At 73.3% G+C, this 21,067-nt stretch carries 14 protein-coding genes; 8 read left to right on the top strand and 6 right to left on the bottom strand.

The genetic code is table 11. From position 1 onward, the window contains the following. Positions 1-218: 218 nt before the first annotated feature. From FM110_RS13705 to FM110_RS04330, 4 genes are all read left to right on the top strand, one after another. A complete protein-coding gene (locus FM110_RS13705) occupies positions 219-665 on the top strand; it encodes a hypothetical protein (RefSeq protein WP_159457970.1) in 447 nt (148 codons plus the stop codon). 189 nt (positions 666-854) lie between these two features. Further along, the gene (locus FM110_RS04320) at positions 855-2,093 is read left to right on the top strand and encodes an extracellular solute-binding protein (RefSeq protein WP_234991904.1); all 1,239 of its coding nucleotides are present in this window, start codon (positions 855-857) and stop codon (positions 2,091-2,093) included. Next, positions 2,090-2,983, top strand: coding sequence for a carbohydrate ABC transporter permease (locus FM110_RS04325; RefSeq protein WP_087103015.1), 894 nt, complete (start codon positions 2,090-2,092; stop codon positions 2,981-2,983). The genes FM110_RS04320 and FM110_RS04325 overlap by 4 nt, the downstream gene beginning before the upstream one ends. Then, on the top strand, positions 2,980-3,939 hold the full coding sequence (locus FM110_RS04330) for a carbohydrate ABC transporter permease (protein ID WP_087103017.1): 960 nt from the start codon (positions 2,980-2,982) through the stop codon (positions 3,937-3,939). The genes FM110_RS04325 and FM110_RS04330 overlap by 4 nt, the downstream gene beginning before the upstream one ends. A gap of 497 nt (positions 3,940-4,436) precedes the next feature. Here FM110_RS04330 and FM110_RS04340 read toward each other — a convergent pair whose 3' ends face one another. Both FM110_RS04340 and FM110_RS14725 read right to left on the bottom strand, forming a co-directional pair. Then, entirely contained in the window at positions 4,437-6,143 is a 1,707-nt protein-coding gene (locus FM110_RS04340; protein WP_159457971.1) for an ABC1 kinase family protein, read from the bottom strand. A gap of 157 nt (positions 6,144-6,300) precedes the next feature. After that, positions 6,301-6,432: a hypothetical protein gene (locus tag FM110_RS14725; protein WP_268802191.1), complete on the bottom strand. Its 132-nt coding sequence runs from the start codon at positions 6,430-6,432 to the stop codon at positions 6,301-6,303. Positions 6,433-6,609: 177 nt separating this feature from the next. On the opposite strand from FM110_RS14725, the gene FM110_RS04345 reads away from it, so the two are divergent. Continuing rightward, positions 6,610-8,040, top strand: a complete 1,431-nt coding sequence (locus tag FM110_RS04345) for an alpha/beta hydrolase (RefSeq protein WP_087103022.1) — start codon at positions 6,610-6,612, stop codon at positions 8,038-8,040. A 52-nt stretch (positions 8,041-8,092) separates the two neighbouring features. Here the strand turns inward: FM110_RS04345 and FM110_RS04350 are convergent, their stop codons facing one another. Beyond that, a complete protein-coding gene (locus FM110_RS04350; RefSeq protein WP_087103024.1) occupies positions 8,093-8,944 on the bottom strand; it encodes a response regulator transcription factor in 852 nt (283 codons plus the stop codon). Then, entirely contained in the window at positions 8,941-10,488 is a 1,548-nt protein-coding gene (locus FM110_RS04355) for a sensor histidine kinase (protein ID WP_087103026.1), read from the bottom strand. Before FM110_RS04355 ends, FM110_RS04350 begins: the two co-directional genes overlap by 4 nt. Before the next feature lie 104 nt (positions 10,489-10,592). Here FM110_RS04355 and FM110_RS04360 point away from each other — a divergent pair, with 104 nt between their 5' ends. From FM110_RS04360 to FM110_RS04370, 3 genes are all read left to right on the top strand, one after another. Then, on the top strand, positions 10,593-11,318 hold the full coding sequence (locus FM110_RS04360; protein ID WP_087103028.1) for a GAP family protein: 726 nt from the start codon (positions 10,593-10,595) through the stop codon (positions 11,316-11,318). A 182-nt stretch (positions 11,319-11,500) separates the two neighbouring features. Further along, positions 11,501-12,868 (top strand): serpin family protein, encoded by a 1,368-nt coding sequence (locus FM110_RS04365; RefSeq protein ID WP_087103030.1) that lies wholly within the window; start codon positions 11,501-11,503, stop codon positions 12,866-12,868. Positions 12,869-13,409: 541 nt separating this feature from the next. After that, positions 13,410-14,357 (top strand): aldo/keto reductase, encoded by a 948-nt coding sequence (locus tag FM110_RS04370; RefSeq protein WP_087103032.1) that lies wholly within the window; start codon positions 13,410-13,412, stop codon positions 14,355-14,357. A gap of 81 nt (positions 14,358-14,438) precedes the next feature. Here the strand turns inward: FM110_RS04370 and FM110_RS04375 are convergent, their stop codons facing one another. Both FM110_RS04375 and FM110_RS04380 read right to left on the bottom strand, forming a co-directional pair. Then, the gene (locus FM110_RS04375; protein ID WP_087103034.1) at positions 14,439-17,870 is read right to left on the bottom strand and encodes a UvrD-helicase domain-containing protein; all 3,432 of its coding nucleotides are present in this window, start codon (positions 17,868-17,870) and stop codon (positions 14,439-14,441) included. Continuing rightward, positions 17,867-20,770, bottom strand: a complete 2,904-nt coding sequence (locus tag FM110_RS04380) for a PD-(D/E)XK nuclease family protein (RefSeq protein WP_087103036.1) — start codon at positions 20,768-20,770, stop codon at positions 17,867-17,869. Before FM110_RS04380 ends, FM110_RS04375 begins: the two co-directional genes overlap by 4 nt. Positions 20,771-21,067: the final 297 nt, after the last annotated feature.

Consider the following 21,067-nt stretch of genomic DNA (forward strand, 5'->3'; position numbering starts at 1 on the left):
GGCGGTGGGCGGCTGGGAGGGGTCGGGGGCGTTCGCGGTCATGGTTTCCCTCTCGGTCTCCGCCTCGGGCGGCGCTGGTCGGCTCCCATCGATCGTAGAGCGGAACGGAACCGGGGCTGGGCGTGGCGCGCGACGGACCCCGTGGCCCGGCTGGGAGCCATGGCTGCTCCACGGCCGTGCTGCCCGTTCTGCGGTGGCGCCCCTGGTCGTTTCCCGCGGTGGTGCTGCCCGTCCTGCGGTGGTGCCCCGACATCAGCACCGGGCTGGGAAGCCGCACGGCGGTGCTGCCCGTCCTGCGGTGGTGCCCCGACATCAGCGCCGGCGGTAATGCTGCCGATTCCGTCGCACGGCGGGGTAGATGTCGATCTCTGCCGCTTCCCGGTGTCGGCATGTCGATCTTCGCCGCTCTGCGACCGGTGATGCGGCGAAGATCGACATCTGCGATGGGGGAGGCGGCGAAGAACGACATCGTGCGCCTGCTCCCCTCCGTTGTCGATCCCGACGGCTCCCTCGACGTCGTCGTCGGCGGGGCCCGGGTGGAATGGTCGATCGTCGTCGGAATCAGGCGCCCATTCCGACGAGGATCGACCACTGCGCGCGTCCAATACGACGAGGATCGACCACTGCGCGACGCCGCCCGACACCCCGACGTGTGCCCCAGGTAACGCCGACTAGTTTCCGCACGGTATTGTCATGGCACCGACCGCTCGACGAGGAGTGAGGAGTAGTGAGGAGTGAGGATGCCGCAGAACCGACGCCCGCACGGGCCGACGAGACGAGCGCTGATCGCCGGAGGAGCCGCGGCAGCCGTCGCCGCGGGCGCCGCGGCTTGCACGGCGACGGGAGCGTCCACCGTGAACAGCGGCCCGACGATCCCGCCTGCTGAAGGGAAGGTGCAGCTCACCTACTGGGCCTGGCTGAAGGACCTGCAGAAGGTCTGCGACGTCTTCAACGCCTCCCAGGACCGCATCCAGGTCGACGCCAACTGGATCCCGAGCGGCGACAGCGGCGGCTACGCCAAGATCCTGTCCGCCGTCGCGGCGGGCGGCGGCCCCGACATCGCCCAGGTCGAGCTGCGCCAGATCCCCGAGGCCGCGCTCTCCGGCTCCCTCATCGACCTCTCCCGCTACGGCGCCGCAGAGCACGAGGGCCTGTTCGATCCGAGCGCCTGGAGCCAGGTGAAGGTGCAGGACCAGATCTGGGGCATCCCCCAGGACACCGGCCCGAGTGCCTTCTTCTACAACCGCGAGGTCCTCGAGGGGGAGCTCGGCCAGACGCCTCCCGCCACGTGGGATGAGTTCAAGGAGCTCGCCGGCGTCGGGACCGAGGCGGGCAAGAAGATCCTCTCCCTCGATCCCAGCGACGGCTCCGTGATGAACATGTGGGCCATGCAGAAGGGCGCGAACTGGTACCAGCCGCAGGACGGCGGCTGGATCGTCTCGATGGCCGACGACGCCTCGCTGCAGGTGGCCGAGTACTGGGACGGCATGATCGCCGAGGGCCTCGTGGGCACCTCCTTCGCCCCGTTCTCCGCACCCTGGATGGCCGCCTGCGGCAGCGGCGACGTCTTCGGCTACGTCGGCGGCTCCTGGGCCGACGCGCTCATCGAGGGCGTTCCCGGCGGCAGCGGCAAGTGGGCCGTGGCCCCCATGCCCCGCTGGGACGACGGGTACGCCTCCGGCATGCTCGGCGGATCGAGCGCCGCCGTCATGGCCAACTCGAAGCACCCCGCCGAGGCGCTCGAGTTCCTGATCTGGATGTGCACCGACCCCGCTGGGATCGACGCGATGATCGAGAACTCCGGCATCGGCTGGTCCCCGGCGAAGGACTACATCGGCGCCGTGCGCGAGAAGCCGTCGGAGTTCTCCAGCGGCCAGAACTACAACACCGAGGTGATTGCGGCCATGGCGGCCGGGCAGAACCTCGACTGGGTGTGGTCGCCCGTCACGCAGCGCGCCAACGCGGCCCTCGGCGACGGCATGAACGCCGCCGTCACCGGGACGAAGAAGCTCGTCGACGTCCTGCCCGAGGTGCAGGACAAGGTCGTCGAGATCATGCGCAAGATCGGACTCGACGTGGAGGTCGCCCGATGAGCAAGTCGAAAGCACCCTGGATCCTCATGGGCCCGTTCCTGATCCTGTTCGTGTTCACGATGGTCGTCCCGATCATCATCGCGATCGTCCAGTCGTTCATGACGGTCGAGCGCAAGGGCCTCCTCGGCGAGGAGGGCGTGACCTCGCAGTTCGCGGGGCTCGACAACTACATCGCCGCCCTGACCAACCCGAACTTCACCGCCTCGATCGGCCGCATGCTCCTGTTCGGCGTCGTGCAGGTGACGGTGATGATCGCGGCCGCGACGATCCTCGCGCTGCTGCTCGAGAGCGCCGCCGCGAAGTGGCCAGGCCTGTTCCGCAGCGCCTACTTCCTGCCGTACGGGATCCCCGGCGTGATCGCCACGATCCTGTGGTCCTTCCTGTACGTGCCGGGGCTGAGCCCCATCGTCGACGTGCTCGGCATGATCGGCATCGAGGTCGACTTCCTGTCGCCCGGCAACGTCCTGTGGGCCATCGCGAACATCGTGACCTGGACCTACACGGGCTACAACATGCTGATCATCATCGCCCAGCTGAAGTCGATCCCCGGTGAGCTCTACGAGGCCGCGAAGATCGACGGCGCCGGTCCGTGGCGCATCGTCACCTCGATCCAGCTGCCGCTGATCCGGCCGGCGCTCATGCTCACGATCATCTTCTCGATCATCGGGACGCTGCAGCTGTTCGCCGAGCCGCGGATCCTCAAGCTCGTGTCCACCGGCATCACGTCGGAGTACACGCCCAACATGTCCGCCTACGCGTACGCGTTCCAGTACAACGACATCGGTATGGCAGCGGCGCAAGCGGTGATCATCGCCGTGGTCGCGTTCGTGCTCTCGGCGATCGCGCTCGGCCTCTCCAACCGCGGGAAGAAGGGAGGGCGGACGCGATGAGCACCGCCGCCAGCACACCGACCACGCCGTCCGTCGATCACCCCGCGGGGACCGGGAGCGGCGCGGGCCGTCGTCGCCGTGAGCGGGACGTCCCGTCCGCCTCGCGCGCGGCGGGCCGCAAGCCCGGCACGACGATCATCGTCACCGCGATCCTCACGATCGTCGCCATGTACTTCCTGGTGCCCGTCTACTGGGTGATCGTCAACGCCACCAAGACCACCGATGCCCTGTTCTCCACGAACGGGTTCCTTCTCGGCGGGCCGTTCCACCTGGTGCAGAACATCCAGGACGTCCTGACCACCAACGGCGGGATCTACGGCCGCTGGGCGCTGAACTCGCTGGTCTACTCCGGGATCGGGTCCCTCCTGGCCACCTACTTCGCGGTCGCCGCCGGCTACGCCCTCGCGAAGTACGAGTTCCGCGGCCGCAACCTCGTGTACGCCTTCGTGATGGGCGGCGTGCTCGTCCCGGGCACGGCCACGGCGCTGCCGCTGTTCCTCGTGTTCTCGAAGATCGGGCTCACGAACTCGTACTGGGCGGTGCTGCTGCCCTCCCTGGTGAGCCCCTTCGGGCTGTTCCTCGCGAGCATCTACGCGCGCGCCTCGATCCCGGACTCCCTCATCGAGGCGGGGCGGATCGACGGGGCGGGGGAGCTGCGGATCTTCCACACCCTGGTGCTGCGGCAACTGGCCCCGGCGATCGTGACGATCCTGCTGTTCCAGTTCGTGGCGATCTGGAACAACTACTTCCTGCCGCTGGTGATGCTCGCCGACGAGAAGCTCTACCCGATCACGCTGGGCCTGGACACGTGGCGGGCGCAGACCGACCGCCTGCCCGAGTACTTCCAGCTGACGATCGGCGGGGCGCTGCTGTCGGTGATCCCGCTGGCGATCCTCATCATCGTGCTGCAGCGGTTCTGGCGAGGAGGCCTGACGGAGGGCTCGGTCAAGGGCTGATCGACGAACTCGGAGGCTGGAGGCGTCGGTGAGGGACGAGCCGGCGGCGGAGGCCGACGGGGAGGAGGCCGGCCGGGTGGTGCTGCTGATCGACGAACTCGGGGGCCGGAGCTGTCGGAGAGGGCGACGGGGCCCGGGCGGAATGGTCGATCGTCGTCGGATTCAAGCACCTATTCCGACGACGATCGACCGATGCGCGCATGCATTCCGACGATGATCGACCACTGCGGCACCCCAGCCGTGAGGACCGATCCTGCGTCGCTGGGCGACGGGGAGGGGGTCGGCCAGAGGGCAGGGCTGATCGGGAGTGCGAATGTCGATCTCTGCCGCTTCCCGGCGTCGGCATGTCGATCTTCGCCGCTCTGCGACCGCTGATGCGGCGAAGAGCGACATCCTGCGCTCGCGCGGCGACGCGGTGATCGTGCGCCTGCTCAGCGCGGCGGGGCGACGGGCGCCCACCCTGCTCAGCGCGGCGGGGCGACGGGCGCCCACCCTGCTCAGCGCGGCGGGCGCATGCCCCGCTTGAGCGCGCGGCCCGCGGCCCGCAACGGGCCCGCGCCGGCGGCGAGGTACGTGCCCAGCAGGGCGGTCGCGCCGCCGGCCGCGAGCAGCAGCGGGTCGCGGACTCCCCTCCCCGCCTCGGCGCGCGTGGCCGCGACCCGGCCGATGCTGATGATCAGCGAGCTCATCGTCATGCCGGCCACGAGGCGGTCGCCCACCGCCTCGATCCGCACGGCGAGAGGCTCGAGGTCGCGGGAGTCCAGGTGCACGCCGACTCCGCGGGATTCGTAGTCGTCGAGGAGGCGCTGCACACGGGCGGGCACCTCCTCTCCGAGACGCAGCGCCTGGATCCCGGCCTCCCGAGCTCGCCGGAGCAGGGCGCCGGGGCCCCACATCTGGGCGAGCGCCACGGGGGCGACCTCCGCCAGGACCTCCCCGAGCGAGAACTCGGGGTCGAGCGCGATCGCGGTCGACTCGGTGAGGACGAGCATCCGCAGCAGCAGGGAGACGTCCGGCGGCAGCTGGAGGTTGTTGCGACGCAGCACCGTCGTCAGGCGCGCGAAGAAGGCCTGGAGGTCGATGTCCTGCAGAGCCTTCGTCCCGACGGTGTCCAGGAGCGCCCGGACGTCGTGCTGGAAGCGGCGCGAGTCGACGGCTCCGCGCGGCGGCGCGAGACGCAGCAGGGACGCGGCCACGGCCTCCGCGTCCTGCGCGGAGACGGCGAGCAGGAGACGCACGATGTCCTCGCGGACCGTCGAGGTCAGCTCCCCGGTCATGCCGAAGTCGATCAGCCACAGGCATCCGTCGTCGCGCACGAACATGTTGCCCGGATGGGGATCGGCGTGGAAGAAGCCGTCGACCATCACCATCTTCACGATCGTCCGGGTCGCGGCCCGCGCGAGAGCCCGGCGGTCGACGCCGGCCGCATCGAGAGCCGCGCCGTCGGTGATCCGCAGGCCCTGCGCGAACTCCTCGGTGAGCACGAGCGACGTGCTCAGCTCCCCGAACACGCGGGGGATGCGGACGACGGGATCCTCGGCGAGGTCGTCGCGGAAGCGCTCGGCATTGGCGGCCTCCGTGCGGTAGTCGAGCTCCCGGCGCATGCTCCGGTCGAAGGCGCCGATCAGCCCCTCGATGTCGACGTCCCGGGCCAGGCTCCACTCCCGGGCGGCGATCGCGGCGAGGCGACGCAGGATCTCGAGATCCGTCAGGACCGACTCCTCGACGCCCGGCTTGCGGACCTTCACGACGACCTCGGTGCCGTCGTGCAGGCGGGCGCGGTGCGCCTGACCGATGGAGGCCGTCGCGAGCGGCTCGGCGTCGATGTGCGCGTAGGCGTCCTCGACGTCTCGGCCGAACTCCTCGCGGATGGTCTCGGCGATCTCGGAGAAGGCGACGGGGCGCGTCGCATCCTGAAGGTGCCGCAGCTCCGTCGTGTACGCGGAGGGGAGCAGGTCGTCGCGGGTCGAGAGCATCTGCCCGAGCTTCACGAACACGGGCCCGAGCTCCTCGAGGGCGTGGCGCAGGCGGACCGGGCCGGGCATCGCGGCCGCATCGGTGCCGCCGGCGGCGAGGATCCTGCGCCGCAGCGTCTCCGGGGCTCGCTCGGCCAGGCCCAGCTGACCGGCGAGGACGGCCAGGCCATTGCTCACGAGGACCTCGGTGATGCGGCGCGTGCGCGCGGCATAGGGCGAGACGGGCATGGCTCCTCCTCGGTGCATCTGTGTCCTCGATGCTATCGGGTACGGGTCCGCGGAGCCGACGGTGAGGGGAGAACCGGCGGTGGAGGTCGACGGCACCCGGGCGGAATGGTCGATCCTCGTCGGAATCAGGCGCTCATTCCGACGGGGATCGACCAATTCATGCATCCATTCCGACGAGGATCGACCTCTGCAGCACCACGGCGATGAGGATCGACCTCTGCAGCACCACCGCGACGACGAACGACCTCTGCAGCACCACCGCGACGACGAACGACCACCGCAGTGCCATTGCGACGACGATCGCCTCAGCGCCTCCGCGGGGGCGACGGGTCGGCGCTCGCGTCGGCTGACGCCCTGGTCCAGCCCCAGCCCCAGCCCCAGCCCCTGCCCCTGCAGCGAGCGCACGCCGCTGCGGGGGCTGCAGAAGGCGTGGAGACGTGGCCGGGGAGCTCCGTAGGCTTGCCCCATGGCCACCACCGAGAGCACCTGGACCCTGCCCGGACTGACCCTGCGCGACGTGACCCTGGACGTGCCGCTCGACCGGGCCGCCCCGGGGCGCGGCACGATCGAGGTGTTCGCCCGCGTGATCGCCGCCGAGGGCGGGGAGGGGCGACCGTTCCTCCTGTACCTGCAGGGCGGCCCCGGCTCGGAGGCGCCGCGCCCCGGCCTGGACCCCGCCTTGCCGCCGTGGCTCGAGCGGGCGCTCGCCGACTTCCGCGTCGTCATGCTCGACCAGCGCGGCACCGGGCGCTCGACCCCCGTCGGCCCGGACCTGCCGCTGCCCGCGGGTTTCGCCGCCGCGGTCGTGACCGCGCGGACGGACGGGACGGCGGCCCCCGAGCCGACCAGCAACCCGACCGGCGAGTCGACCAGCGAGCTGACCAGCGGATCCATCGCGGTCCCGGCCGACGATGGCTCGCGCCCGGCGACGGAGAGCCCGGTGACGCTGGGCCAGGTCGCCCCCGAGGCGCAGGCCGAGTACCTCGCGCAGATGCGTGCCGACGCGATCGTCGAGGACGCCGAGGCCCTCCGCGAGGCCCTCGGCGCGCGGACCTGGAGCGTGCTGGGCCAGTCCTTCGGCGGCTTCTGCACCCTGCGCTACGTGAGCGCCCATGCCGACTCCCTCGCGTCCGTCCTGCTCACGGGCGGTCTGCCCGCCGTCGGGCGCCCGATCGACGACGCCTACGCCCTGACCTGGTCGACGATGCTCGCCAAGTCCGCCGAGCACTACCGCCGCTTCCCGGGCGATCGCGACCGCGTGCGGCGCCTCATGGACCTCGCCGCGCAGGGGGAGGTTCGCCTGGCCGACGGCGGCGGCGTCTCGCCCGTGCGCCTGCGGGGCATCGGGATCCTGCTGGGCGCCTCCGGCGGCTCCGAGCGCCTCCACCAGATCCTCGAGCTCGACCACCGCTCACCCGCCTTCCGCCACGACCTCGCCGCCGCGCTCCCCTTCGGCGGCCGCAACCCGATGTACGCCGTGGTCCACGAGTCCTGCTGGGCCGATGGCGGCACCACATGCTGGGCCGCCGAGCGGACGATGCCCGCCGCCTTCGCCGAAGACCCGACGCTGCTGTCCGGCGAGCACGTCACGCATGAGGCCCTGGCCGAGGATCCCGAGCTCGCGCCGTGGCTGCCGGCCGCCGAGCTCCTCGCCGCGCGGGAGTGGCCGGCGCTGTACGACGTCGAGGCGCTGCGGGCGGCCGACGTCTCCGGCGCGGCCGCCGTCTACTACGACGATGCCTACGTGCCCCGCGAGCTCTCCCTGGAGACCGCCGCGCTGCTGCCGGGCGTGAAGCCCTGGGTGACCAGCGAGTACGAGCACAACGGGCTGCGCGCCAGCGGGGACCGCGTGCTCGACCGCCTGCTGGGGCTCGCGAGCGGGCGCATCGTCCGCTGAGGCGGGAGGAGCTGTCCTCGGCCCCCGGCCCCCGACCCTCGGCCTTTGGGTCTCAGGCGGTGCCGAGCTGTCGGTTCCACCACAGCGCCGCCTGCACGCGCGAGGCGGTCCCGGTCTTGGCGAGCACGTTCGTCACGTGCGTCTTGACCGTCGTGACCTCGACGAACAGCGTGCTCGCGATCTCCTGGTTGGAGAGGCCGTCGGCCAGGAGCGCGAGCACCTCCTCCTCGCGCCGCGTGAAGGCGGGCACCGGTCCTGTGCTTCCCGACGGGGAGGTTCCCGACGGCGAAGCACCCGACGGCGAGGTTCCCGATGCAGAGGGTCCCGGCGCCGCAGTTCCTAACGCCAGAGCTCGCGGCGTCGCAGTTCGTGACGCCGGAGCTCCCGGCGCCGGAGCTCCCGGCGCCGATCTCCCGGAGCCCGCCCCGGCGCGGCCCGCCGCAGCGTCCTCCTGCGCGCGCAGCGCATCGATGACGGCGCGTTGCGCGCTCGCCGACAGCGCCGTGTCCCCGGCGCCGACGGCGCGCACGGCGGCGGCGATCCGCTCGGGCGTCTCGGTCTTGACCAAGAACCCGTCCGCGCCCGCCGCGAGCGCTCCGAGCACCGCGACATCGAGGTCGAAAGCGGAGATGACCAGCACCTTCGCGCCGCCCGCGCGCAGGCGCGGGGTGATGTCGATCCCCGTCGCCCCGGGCATGCGCACGTCCGTCAGCACCACGTCGGGGGCCAGGCGGCGGGCGGCGGCGAGGGTCGCGGGACCGTCCGCGGCATCGCCAACCACCTCGATCCCCTCCGCGGCCGAGAGCGCCGCGACGAGGCCGGCGCGCACGGCCGGATGATCCTCGGCGACGAGTACCCGCAGGGGCGCATCGGTGCCCTGCGGGGACGTGGTGCGGGAGTTCATCGCTGCTCCTGCGGGAGGGGACGTGGCGTGGCCTGGGGGTCCAGCTCGGCAGGGGCCGACGGGAGGGGGTGCGCCGTCCCTGCCCGCTCTGGTGCGCAGGGGACGCGGACCTCGACGCGCCACAGCCGCCCGGCTCGCCCGCGGCCGCGACTGTCCGTGCCGATGCCGCCGAGGGGCGCGGCGGGCCCTGGTCCTGAAACCAGGCCGCTCGTCGCCGTGCCGCCGACGGCTCGGGCACGGTCGGCGATCGCCGCGCGCCCGAGCCCCGATCCGGCCCTCTGCTCGGGGTCGACGGCGTTCATGCAGGTCAGCACGACCTGTCGGGTCGGCGCGGCGAGCTCCACGATGAGCGTGCGCGGGGCCTGCCCGTGGCGCAGGGCGTTGGTGACCGCCTCCGAGCCGATGCGCAGGAGGGCCGCCCGGACCGCCGGATCGACGACGCTCGGATCATCGACCCGCGGATCGATGCGGATCCGCGTGCCTGTCACGGCGCGGGCCGCATCGGCGGGCTCCCCAGCGCGCAGGCGTGCGGCCAGGTCCTCCCAGCTGAGCGTCGTCGCGGGCTCGGCATCCGCGTCTTCCGTGCTCGTCAGCACCGCGATCACCGAGCGCAGGTCCCGCAGCGCGGCCGCCGCTGAGGAGCGGGCGGCGGTGAGCGAGTCCGAGCGCGCGGCCTCATCGGGTAGGGAACCCGCGAGCGAGGCGTGCAGGCTCACGGCGCTCAGATGCCCGGCGACGACGTCATGGAGGTCCTGGGCGATCCGGCGCCGCCCCTCGTCGACCGCACGGCCCGCCCGCTCCTCGGCCAGCAGCGTCCGCTCCCGGGCGAGCTGGGCCTGCGCTGCGACGAGGTCCTCGGCGGCGCGCCTCGCCTCGCGATGATGGCGCACCTCCCACCCCCACATGAGCGGCGTCAGGACCACCACCACGATCAGCAGCAGCGCCAGGACCAGGTGCGATGCATCCGGGCGCCACGACAGCACCGCTCCCAGCAGCGCGATGGCGAGCACCGCGCCGGCGCCGGTGCTCATCCGGGCCGTGCGCCGCGAGCCGTGGACGATCGGTGCCCACAGCGCCTCGAAGACCAGGAAGTAGGCGGCGAGCTGGCCGGCTCCGAAGATCTCGATCGTGGACAGGGCACCCGTCACCGCGAGCGTCACGGCGGGGGCGCGACGGCGCAGCACGGTCGCCGCGGCCGCGATCAGCAGCAGCGCCGTCGAGACGGCTGGGGGCCAGGCGTGGCCGTGCCCCAACAGGCCGGTCGACCCCAGCGGGAAGACCGTCGCCGTGAGCACCGCCGCCGTGTAGAGGACGGCCACGCCGATGTCGCGGGCCGGGATCGTCGTCTCTGCGACGGGCGTCGCGTCGCCCGGCGCTGCGTCGGTCCCCGAGGGCCCCGCCGCCTGACCCGCGGGCGTCTGCACACCCGCTGCGCGACCCGCGGGCGTCTGCACACCCGCTGCGCGACCCACGGGCGCCTGCTCACCAGCGGCAGGGGAGAGCGCCTCGCGGTGCGCGGCCGCGGCGGCATCGGGGGAGCTCATGGCCTCGAACCTACCGGTGCCCTGCTCCGCCGCCGCGGTCCTCTGTCCGATGCGGCACCTTCGGAGGAGGCGCGCCCGAGCATCCCGCGCGAGGCTCGGGGACCATGGAAGAACCCCTCCTGCGCCTGGGCCTGCCCGCCCTCGCCCTCATCGACGCCACGAGCGTCGGCACCCTCGTCATCCCCCTCATGCTGCTGGTGACCGGCCGCGGCGCCCGATCCATCGCAGCCCGTACCGCCGGGTATCTACTGGTCATCGGCCTGTTCTACTGGCTCCTCGGGCTCGCCCTGCTAGCCGGTCTGCTGCCCCTGTACGAGCGGGCGCAGCAGGCGCTCGCGGGGCCGATCGGCGCCGTCGTGCTCGCCGCGGCGGGTGCGGCGCTGGTGATCTGGTCCTGGGCCGCGGACCCCGAGACCATCCGCAAGCGCGGCGGCGACCCCGAGGCGTCGGGGCGGCGCTGGGCGCAGCGAGCGCGGGCGGCGTCGGGGTCCTGGCGGCTGCTCGCGGGGCTCGCCGTCCTCGCCGGGGCGATCGAGGCGGCGTCGATGATCCCCTACCTCGCGGCGATGACGATCCTCGCCGAGACCGGCACGGGGCTCGGCCGCGGGGCGCTCGTCCTGCTCGGGTACTGCGCGCTGATGATCGCCCCGGGACTGGTGCTCGCCGGGATCCGGGCGCTGCTGGGGGAGGGGGCCGATCGTCTGCTCGACCGGCTCGAGCTTTGGGCCGTGCGCCATGCGAGCAGCGCGTTCTCGTGGGCCGTCGGGGCGATCGGGGTGATCGTGCTGGTGCGGACCGTGCCGCGGGTGATCGGGATGCTCGGCGGCTGAGGCCTCGGGACCCTCCGTGATCGGTCGGCGCGCTGCCGTGGTCCGCTCGTGGCACACCCGGCCGGCACCCCGGCGATGGGGGAGGATCCTCGGCGACCGGGCGAGGCGGCCGTGACCGGTGTCGGGCCCGGTGGGGACCGCTCCCCATTCCCTTTCCGGAGCCGCGGGAGTTGGATCGGGGCATGAACGCGACCGCTGCAGCTCCGTCCCGCCGCTCATCCGGCCTCCGGCCGTCCCGTCGCGCCCTGCTCCTGGCGCCGCCCGCGGTCGCCGGTGCCAGTGTGCTGGGCGGCTGCGGGGCGCTGCGGAGCATCATCCCCGGAGGTGGTGGATCGGAGGAGGACCTGCGCAGCGATGTCGATCCCGCGGCGCCGCCGACGCCGGAGGAGATCCGCGGGCGCCTGCTGCCGTTCACCACCGGCATGCTCTCCGCGTTCGGGACCGAGGGGACCTCCGCCGTGCTCTCGCCGCTGTCCGTGCTCGTCGCCCTGGCGATGACCGCGCAGGGGGCCGAGGGCGAGACCCTCGCCCAGCTGCAGGAGGTGCTCGGCGGTGATGCGGCCGAGCTCGCCGCCACGGCCTCGTGCCTGCGCAGCGTCCTCGCTGCCGTCGGGAAGGACGAGCGCGAGAACCGCGAGAAGGGGGACCCCGAGCCCGCCTCGGCGACCCTGGTCGACGCCCTCTGGATCCAGGACGGCTACGAGGTGCAGCAGGACTACCTCGACGCCTTCGCCCGCGGCTTCGACACCGGCCTGCACACGGCGGACTTCCAGGACCCGGGCGGTCGGGACCGCGCCCGCGAGGACATCAACTCCTTCGTCGACGATGCCACCGAGGGCCGCATCCCCGAGCTGCTCGCCGAGGACGTCCTGACGGATCTGACCCGCCTCGTCCTCGTCGACGCCCTGCACGTGAAGTCCGCCTGGCCCGACACCCTGGTGCCGATGGGGCCGGTCCCCTTCACGCTGGCCGACGGCACGACTGCCGACATCGACATGCTCGGGGCCGAGACCAGCAGCTGGTACGAGGACGCCCAGCTGCAGGCCACGCGCCTGGACACCTTCGGCGACGAGGTCGCCCTCGTGCTCGCACGACCGGTCGGCGACATCCCCGCCGTGCTCGAGCACTGGAGGGCCGACGGTGGCGCGGCCCTCGGCACCCTCCTCGACGGCCTCGAGGACGGGGGAGATGCCGAGGTGGACCTCGTGCTTCCGCCCGTCGACCTGCGCACGGCGACATCCGTGAAGAAAACCCTCACCGCGATGGGGCTGGAGCTGGCATTCGGCGACGACGCCGACTTCACGGGCATCTCGACGCAGGAGGACCTGCGGATCGGAGACGTGATCCACGAGGCCGTGATCACCGTCGACGAGGAGGGCATGGAGGCGGCGGCCGCCACGGCCGTCGTGACGGAGGCCGGGGCCGCGCCGGGGCAGGAGGAGCCCACGAGGCTGGTGCTGGACCGGCCGTTCCTGTTCCTCGTGATCGAGCGCTCGACGCGCGCCCCGCTCGTCGTCGGCTGGACGGCGGACCCGCGGCAGAAGGGGTGAGGATCGCCGGCTGGGGTGAGGGCTGAGCGGGCGCGTCTTCGCTGACTCCGTCCCGGAGGGAGCGGGCGAGCGCGCAGCAGGCGGGGGCTTGGTCGCGCTGCTGTCGGCGGCGCGGGATATCGCGGCGCCCGGGAACGCGAGACGCGCCGCCGATCGGAAACGTTCGCCCCATGTCCGATCGGCGGCGCGTGAAGTCGCGACTGCTGAGTGGCTGTGCACCGCGTCAGCGACGACCACGCTCCGGGAGCCGCGCGCCCGTCCCGTGAGGACCGGGCCGCCTCTCCGGGCTGGCGGGAAACACAGTAGTCGCACCTCACCGGCTTACGCAAGTGCAATGTTGCGAAAAGGCGTCATTGGCGCGGAGTGCCGGTATCGGCGCAGGTCAGAGGGCATTCGCCGTGCTGGGGGTGCTTCTCGCTCCTCGGCAGCCACCGTCGTCCGGCGGCGACGGGCTGGGGCATCGACCGTCCGCCCGGTCGGACTTGCAGGTGCCGGAGCGCACGCCGCGGACGCGGGGCTCGGCCGCACGTGGGCTCGGGACATGAACAACGACGTCACCACCCCCAGCACCCCGGCCTCCGCCAGCCCGGCCCCCGCCCGTCGGCGGATCGGTCGCTTCGAGGTCAGCCCCCTCGGCCTCGGCGCCATGCCCTCATCGCTCGGCCGCGACCCGCTGCCGCCCCGCGAGCGAGGCATCGCCACGATCCATGGCGCGCTCGATGCCGGGATCACCCTCATCGACACCGCCGACATCTACGCCCCCGCCTGGGACCAGATGGGCCACAACGAGCAGATCGTCGCCGAGGGCCTGCGCACCTACTCCGGCTCGACCGAGGGCGTGGTCGTCGCGACCAAGGGCGGCATCACGCGCTCCGAGGGCGAGCAGTGGGGCCGCGACGGCTCGCTCGACTACCTGCGCAGCGCCGTCGAGAAGTCCCTCGCCGCGCTCGGCGTCGATGCGATCGACCTCTACTACTGGCACCGCCCCGACCGCACGCTCCGCTACGCCGAGAGCATCGAGGCCCTCGCCGCGCTGAAGGCCGACGGGCTCATCCACGAGATCGGCATCTCCAACGCGAACGTCGAGGAGATCGACGTGGCGATCGAGGTGCTCGGCGAGGGCGGCCTCGCCGCTGTCCAGAACCAGTTCTCCCCGCGCTACCACCACACGAGCCGCGAGGAGCTCGAGCACTGCAGGGAGCACGGCGTGGCCTTCGTGCCGTGGTCGCCGCTGGGCGGGATCGGCCGGGGCGATGCCGTCGCGCGCCGCTTCCCCGCGATCGCCCGCGCCGCCGAGGCGCACGGCGCGAGCCCGCAGCAGATCGTCCTGGCATGGGAGCTCGCGCTGTCGGACCGCGTGATCCCCATCCCCGGCGCCTCCCGGCCCGAGTCCATCACCGACTCGGCCCGCGCGATGACCCTCGAGCTCGGCGCGGACGAGGTGCGCGCCCTCAGCGCCGAGATCTTCGGGGAGGACCCGCAGGACTGACCTCCGCGGAAGGCGCGGGGGAGTGCCCAGCCGTGGCCCCGGGGCAGACCCCGGCCCGGGACCGCGGTGGGTCTGCGCCGGTCACGCAGGCGTGATCGGCCCGACCTCCCAGACCTCACCCCGCAGAGGCAGGTGCACGAGGAGCCGCGACGGGGCGCGACCCGTCGCGGCCTCGAGCGCCCGCGCGTACGCCGCGAACTGGCCCAGGTAGCTCTTGCGGATGTGCTCCTCGGGCTGCTCGCCCGGGTACGTCTTGTGGTCGACGAGCACGAGGGAGCCGTCGGGGGAGCGCAGGAGCGTGTCGATCCAGCCCTCCATCGCCTGCGCCTCCTCGTTCCAGCCCGCGATCGGCTGCTCGGTGAGGACCTCCGCGCCTGCGTGCTCGGCAGCGAGATAGGCGCACCACCGCTCGCCCGCCGTCACGATCACCGCGGCGGGCACAGCGCGCTCCACCTGCCAGCGGGCCCGCAGGCGCTCCGCCGCGCGCAGACGTGCGGCGGCATCCAGCTCCGCAAGAGGCAGGGCCAGGTACCCGTGCACGGCCTCGCCCACCCGGTCCCACCCGGCGCCGCCTCCGCGCACGAGGGGGTCGCCGAGCACGGCGACGCGCACGATCTCGGCGCGCAGACCGTCGCTCGCCACGCCCGAGGCGCGGAAGCGGGCCGCCGGATGCGCGGGGGCATCGGCGGCGGGACGACGGGGGATGTCGGTCATCGCCGGGGCGCCCGCGCGCCCCGGCAGGGCGACCGGGTCCTCCTCCGCCGCGAACGACCGCGCGATGATCGGCACCGTCCGCGCGCTCTCGGCCATCGCCGCGCACGTCGTCACGGAGCAGGCCTCCCCGGGGCAGCCCGTCTCCCGGCAGTCCGCCGAGGGATCGGTGCGACGCCGCGCCACCCGGATCTCCTCGGTCACCGGGTCGATCGTCACCAGCGGGCCCGCGTCCTCGACCTGCGGCCCAAGGCCGTCGAGCGGGGTCGTGGCCGCATCCGTGCACAGCACGCTCACGCGGGCCGCGCGGGTGAGCGCCACGTACTGCAGGCGTCCGCGTTCGCGCTGCTCCTCCCGAGCGCGCCGCTGCGCGTCCGCGTCCGCCGAGAGGCCCTCCCGGACGGGACCGTAGGTCGTGAGCACGCGCGGCCAGTACCGGATCCGGCGACCGGCGAGAGGTGCGGCGATGTCGAGCTCAGCGGCAGGCAGCACCGTCACGCCGAACGGCCCTTCGCGCTGGCTGCGCGGTGCCGTCAGCATGACCACGACCGTCGGCCATTCCAGCCCCTTGGCGGCGTGGATCGTGCCCACCCACACGGCATCGGGCCGCGCCGAGAGGTCCGCTCCCGTCTCGGCCGCATCGAGGGCCAGGCGCAGCCCCGTCAGCGTGACCGGCTCGGAGGCGCTCGCGGCCTCGTCGGTGAAGCGCGCCGCGAGCGCCCGGATCGCATCGAGCGTGCCCCGCCGGGCCCGCGGATCCGACCAGGTGCGGATCCGCTCGATCAGGTCGAGGGCATCGATCAGGGCGTCGATCATCTCGACGGGGGACAGGCCGATGCAGGCCGACCGCAGCTCGCCCAGCGCTGTCAGCGTCGGATCCTCCCACCACGATGCGCGCACCGCCGCCCGGGACTCCCGGTCCGTCGCCCGGGCGAGGTCCGCGAACCACGCGGCATGCGCCCCGTGGTCCTCGAGGAGCTCGACGAGCGTCACGAGAGCGAGCGAGTCGGACGGGTCGATCACGCTGGCCAGCCCGGCCTGCAGGATCTGCCCCTCGCGGGTGGCCAGCACCGCCGGGGCCGCACCCGTCGCGGGCACACCACGCAGCGCCAGCGCCTCGAGCACGGCGGTGACGTCGGCATTCTTGGGCGCCAGGACGGCCACGTCCCCCGGAGCGGTGCCGCGGCCGAGGAGATCTCGGACGCCCTCGGCGATCGTCGCGGCGTGGCGGGCCCGCGAGGCACGGCCGCCGGCGGCGCTGCTCCACGCCTCGACGCGCCCGCCCGGCGCGCTCGTCCGCCGCTCGTCGGGGATCTCCAGGAGCACGCGATCGAGCGGGGTCTCGGCGAACACCTCGGCGAAGACGGCGTTGGACAGGGCCAGCACCTCGGGGGCGGAGCGCCAGGAGTGGGCCAGGTTCTGCACCAGGCCCTTCCCGAGCTCGGTGCCGCCGTGCTCGACGGCCTCGAGGACGCTCTCCATGAGCGCCGGGTCCGCGCCGCGGAAGCCGTAGATCGCCTGCTTGGGATCCCCCACCCAGATCTTGTCGTCGATCAGCCGCGAGAGCTCTACGAACAGGGCCAGCTGCACGGGGGAGGTGTCCTGGAACTCGTCGACAGCGAGCAGCCGGAAGCGGGTGCGCACGGCCTCCCGCACCCGCTCGGAGGAGCGCAGCAGCTCGAGCAGCAGCACCTCCTGGTCGACGAAGTCGATCAGGCCCAGGGCACGCTTGTGCTCCGCGTACGCGGCCAGGGAATCCGCGGCCGTGCCCATCACGAGCTCGATGAGCGCCCGGATGTCCGCGTGCAGCGCGGGGCAGGCCGGCAGCTCATCCACCAGGCGCGAGGCCAGGGGGAACAGCAGGTGGTCGGCGACGGCGCCGTACGTGTCCTTCGGCTTCACGCCGCCCTTAGCGTTCTCGCCGACGTCCGCGGCGATCGCGGCGAGCTTGGCCCATGCCGACCACGGTGCGCGCTCCGTGCGTCGCAGGGTCCGCAGCAGCGACGCGAGATCCTCGCGGGCCTTCTCCGTCGTGCGCACGCTGTTCGCTCTGATCTTCGTGGTCTCGCCGTCGGCGTTCGTGTACGTGCCGTCCGCGAGCGCGGTGTCGAGAGCGGTGATCGCGTCCTGCAGACCGGCCATCCACGCGGAGCGACGATCCCCGTCACCTGGTGCGGGCGAACCGGGGGCCGCGTGCTCGGTGTCGGTGCCGGTGCTGGTGTTGGTGTCGGTGCTGGCGGCGGTCAGCCCCGCGGCCGTGCGCCACGACTCCCAGGAGTTCGCGGCCGCGGCCCGCACGGCCTCCGGGGCGATCCGGTTGCTGCGCGCCTTCTCGGCGACGTCCCGCACCTGACGCTGCCAGGAGACGCCGGTGCCGAAGGAATCGTCGTCCTCGGCCTTGTCGTGCTCCAGCCGCGCCAGCAGATCCCGGTGCAGGGAGCCGCTGTGGGCGATGGCGTCGTCCAGGGCGGCGGAGAACGCGCGCCTCTGCCCGTTCTCGTCGATCTCCCGCACGTCCGGGGACACGCCGGCGTCGATCGCGTGCTCTCGCAGCAGCCGTCCCGCCACCGAGTTCACGGTTCCGATCAGCGCGCTGTCCGTGTCGCGCGCGGCCTCCACCAGGCCCTCGTCGAGCAGCGTCGATCGGATGCGCCCGGACAGCTCCGCCGCAGCCTTGCGCGTGAACGTCGTGGCGATCAGCTGCGAGGGCTCGAGCCCCGCCGCGATGCGATCGGCGAGCTCGTGGGTGAGCCGGTAGGTCTTGCCCGATCCCGCCGAGGCGTTGAACAGGGTGAAGGTCATGACAGGTCCTTCCCGATCCCGCAGAGGGTCGTGAACTCGCAGTAGTCGCAGCGGGCGTCGATCCAGATGCCCCCGGCGTCATGCTCGACGCTCGCGACCTCCTCGAGCACCCGGTGGCGGGCCTTCCACGGCGTGCCCAGATCCATGCCGCGGTCCAGGAGCTCCTGCGCGGGCCGCGCGCTGAAACGTCCCGTGCCCACCTCGGCGCACGCGGCCTCGACCTCCGCGACGAGACGGCGCCAGGCGTCGGACGGGTCGAACGGCGTGCGGCGCCGCCCGTCGAGGTCCGTGTCCTCGGAGACGAACTCGCCCTGCTGCAGCAGGAAGTAGGCCAGGGAGGGCGGCTCCGCGCCGACGTCGGCCCCGTCGCGGTCGATCGACCAGGCGTAGCTGGCCAGCTGGATCGCCTCGCCGCGGTCGTAGAGCTCCGCGTGCTTGGTCCGGCTGTCGGTCCACTTCAGATCGATCACGCCGCGGTGTCCGGCGGCATCGACCGTGTCGACGTCCCGCGCTCCCCGGAAGGCGACGGTGCGGGGAGCCCCGTCGACCGTGAGAGGGAGCGGCTCGTCGAAGCCGGTCTCGACATCCACGATGCGATGTCCCGCGGCATCGAGGGCGCCGAAGAACGCGGCGAGCGAGCGCAGCACGGTGTCGCGCACGCGGGCCCGCAGGACCGACCGGCCCGGCAGGTCCAGCTCGGAGGCCAGATGCGGCACGAGCGCATCGAACGCGGCACCGATCGCGGCGGCGTCCGGCGGCCAGGGCGAGGCGGCACCGGTCGCACCCGCCGCATCCCGCTCCCGGACCAGGCGCTCCACGACGGCATGGACGAGGGTGCCGATCATCCGGTTGCCCGTCGGGAGGTCCGAGGCCGATCCGGGACGAAGCCCGAGCCCGTACCGGTAGGTCCACTTCTGACGGCAGCCGATCAGGGTCTCCGCCTGCGAGTACGACAGGCGCTCGGGCAGCAGGTGGTCGAGCCGTGCCCCGGCAGTGCGGCTGAGGTCCCTGGCGGAGGCGGCGTCCGCGGAATCGCCCGGGCCGATCCGCGATCGCGTTGCCTCCACGTTCTCCTCCTCGGCCGCCGGTGCGAGGTCCAGGCGTGAGCCCGCGAGCTCCCAGACGGGGCCCGATGCGAGGTCCTGCGGGGTGCGCGTCCGGGCCTCGAGCCGCTTCTCGACCTCCGCCGCCTCTGCAGATGCACTCGCGTCCGCATCCGGATCCTCAGACACGGCGGCACCCGCATCCCCGCCCTGCGCGGCGATCGCGCCGGTGGCGAGATGAGCGAGCAGGCTCGTCAGCGGCTGATCGGTCTCGAGACGGCGATCGGCGTGCACCACCACGAGCGTCCCGGCCGAGGCGAGCCCGCGCAGGTCCGCTGCGGTCTCGAGCCTCGCGGCGGCCTGCGGGTCCGCAGGGCTCGCTCCCGCCTTCCGCAGCACCGCGATCTCGTCGGCGTCCCAGACCGTCGGCGGGGCGGTGCGGCTCTCGGTCGCGCCCCACCACAGCACCGCCCCTCCGCGGGCCTGCAGGTGGGCGGGCCGGAGGGCGACGGGCGGGCCGCCGGCCTCCCGGCGCGCGAACGGGGACGGGGCCGTGCCCCCGCACGAGGCGACGATGCCCTGCAGCATTCGCGGTGACAGCGGGGAGTCCTCCAGCAGCGTCAGGACCTGGTCGAACGCCGTGATCTGCGTGATCGTCGGAGTCAGTGCGGTGTCCAGGTGCCCGACGGCGCGCAGACGGTCCCGCAGCCACGGGAGCCGGGCGCGCAGGGCGCTCGGACGGGCGTCCTGGGCCGGCAGCGGCGACCGCACCAGCTCGTCGATGGCCCGAGCGGCCTCATGCGCGGTGACGGCCGCACGGTCGCCCGGGCTCGCCTCAGCCTCCCGCCGCAGGGAGTCCAGCGCGCTCCGCCAGGCCTCGCCGCCGACGCCCGGCTCCTGCGCGAGAGCGGACAGCAGCGCGGCGCGAGCCCGAGCGGGGACGAGACCGATGGGTTGGGCGCCGGGCTCGGGCGCGTCGACCACGCGCAGATCCAGCAGGGCGGCGAGCTGGTGCACATCCACTGGCGCGATCGCGAGCGCGAGGAAAAGCGGCAGGATCTGCTGACGGGCGCGGTCCTGTCCGCCCTGCGCGCGGCCGACCGCCGGACGACCCCGGCGGTGAAGCTGGGCGTCCAGGGCGATCGTGTCCTCGGTCGCGAGCAGCGCCGCCGGACCGTTCCCCCCGAACCCCGCGACGAAGCGCGCGGCGACCGTCGCCGCCTCCCACTCGTCGTCGCAGCGGATGATCTCCAGGCGCGGCGGTGCGCTCGGCGCGCCGGACTGCACCGTGAGCGGCACCCCGGCGTCCGCGAGCGCGCTCAGCAGCGCTCCCCACAGACCGGGCAGGTCCTCGGGGCGCTCCTGGCAGGTCAGGGAGGTGATGCCCAGGGGCCAGCCCGGCTCGGAGGCCAACAGGTCGAGGACCTCCACGAGGTCGTCGGCCACGCCCGCTGACAGCACCGCCCCCGTTTCCCGGCGCGCCCGCTCGACGGCACGCAGCGCGTCGAGCCGCGGCGGCAGCGGGCCCTCGTGCGCGAAGGGATTCCACCCGGCCTCGACGGCGGCATCGCGCAGGGCCAGCAGCTCGCGCGCGGTCGCCCACGGGTCCACCGCCAGCGAGCGCCGGCACCAGGCATGATCGGCGCCGAGCACCGAGGCCAGATGCTGCGCGATCCGCACCGCGGGGTCCGCGCCGGGATGCGAGAGGCCCAGGCGCGTCTGCATTAGGCGCAGCAGCCCGCGTGGGCCCAGGCGGATGCGGCCGAGCGCGGCACCGGCCTTATCCGGACCGTCGGAAGCGGTGGCGGCATCAGCCCACGTCGCGCCGTCCAGGCACCAGCCGAACTCGATGTCCACGCGTCCCGTCCCCTCTCCGCACCACCCGCTCCGGCGATGTGCTCCCCACAGTAGGGGAGGGGTCCGACGAACAAAGCGCGGGCACATGCGGTGCCTGCCCGAGCCGCCTCCGCACGCCCTCCCGAAGCACACCCCCGCTGCACGGCCCCGAAGCACGCCCCGCAGACGGCCCTGCAGCACGCCCCGTGGGCGCGGCGGGTGCCCCGCGACGCATCGCCCCGCAGCACCGTCCCCGCGGGTAGTGCAGGTCCCGCGACACGCGACGGAGCCCCGGGATCCGGAGATCACCGGGGCGCC

This window comes from Brachybacterium nesterenkovii, assembly GCF_900163655.1.
GTDB lineage: Bacteria > Actinomycetota > Actinomycetes > Actinomycetales > Dermabacteraceae > Brachybacterium > Brachybacterium nesterenkovii.

Excerpts from the sequence above, each read along its gene's own strand:
- FM110_RS04370 (WP_087103032.1), top strand. The coding sequence starts at position 13,410 with ATGAACAACGACGTCACCACCCCCAGCACCCCGGCCTCCGCCAGCCCG.
- FM110_RS04325 (WP_087103015.1), top strand. The coding sequence starts at position 2,090 with ATGAGCAAGTCGAAAGCACCCTGGATCCTCATGGGCCCGTTCCTGATC.
- FM110_RS14725 (WP_268802191.1), bottom strand. The coding sequence starts at position 6,432 with ATGGCACTGCGGTGGTCGTTCGTCGTCGCGGTGGTGCTGCAGAGGTCG.
- FM110_RS04375 (WP_087103034.1), bottom strand. The coding sequence starts at position 17,870 with ATGACCTTCACCCTGTTCAACGCCTCGGCGGGATCGGGCAAGACCTAC.
- FM110_RS04345 (WP_087103022.1), top strand. The coding sequence starts at position 6,610 with ATGGCCACCACCGAGAGCACCTGGACCCTGCCCGGACTGACCCTGCGC.
- FM110_RS04360 (WP_087103028.1), top strand. The coding sequence starts at position 10,593 with ATGGAAGAACCCCTCCTGCGCCTGGGCCTGCCCGCCCTCGCCCTCATC.
- FM110_RS04330 (WP_087103017.1), top strand. The coding sequence starts at position 2,980 with ATGAGCACCGCCGCCAGCACACCGACCACGCCGTCCGTCGATCACCCC.
- FM110_RS04365 (WP_087103030.1), top strand. The coding sequence starts at position 11,501 with ATGAACGCGACCGCTGCAGCTCCGTCCCGCCGCTCATCCGGCCTCCGG.
- FM110_RS04340 (WP_159457971.1), bottom strand. The coding sequence starts at position 6,143 with ATGCCCGTCTCGCCCTATGCCGCGCGCACGCGCCGCATCACCGAGGTC.
- FM110_RS04355 (WP_087103026.1), bottom strand. The coding sequence starts at position 10,488 with ATGAGCTCCCCCGATGCCGCCGCGGCCGCGCACCGCGAGGCGCTCTCC.
- FM110_RS04350 (WP_087103024.1), bottom strand. The coding sequence starts at position 8,944 with ATGAACTCCCGCACCACGTCCCCGCAGGGCACCGATGCGCCCCTGCGG.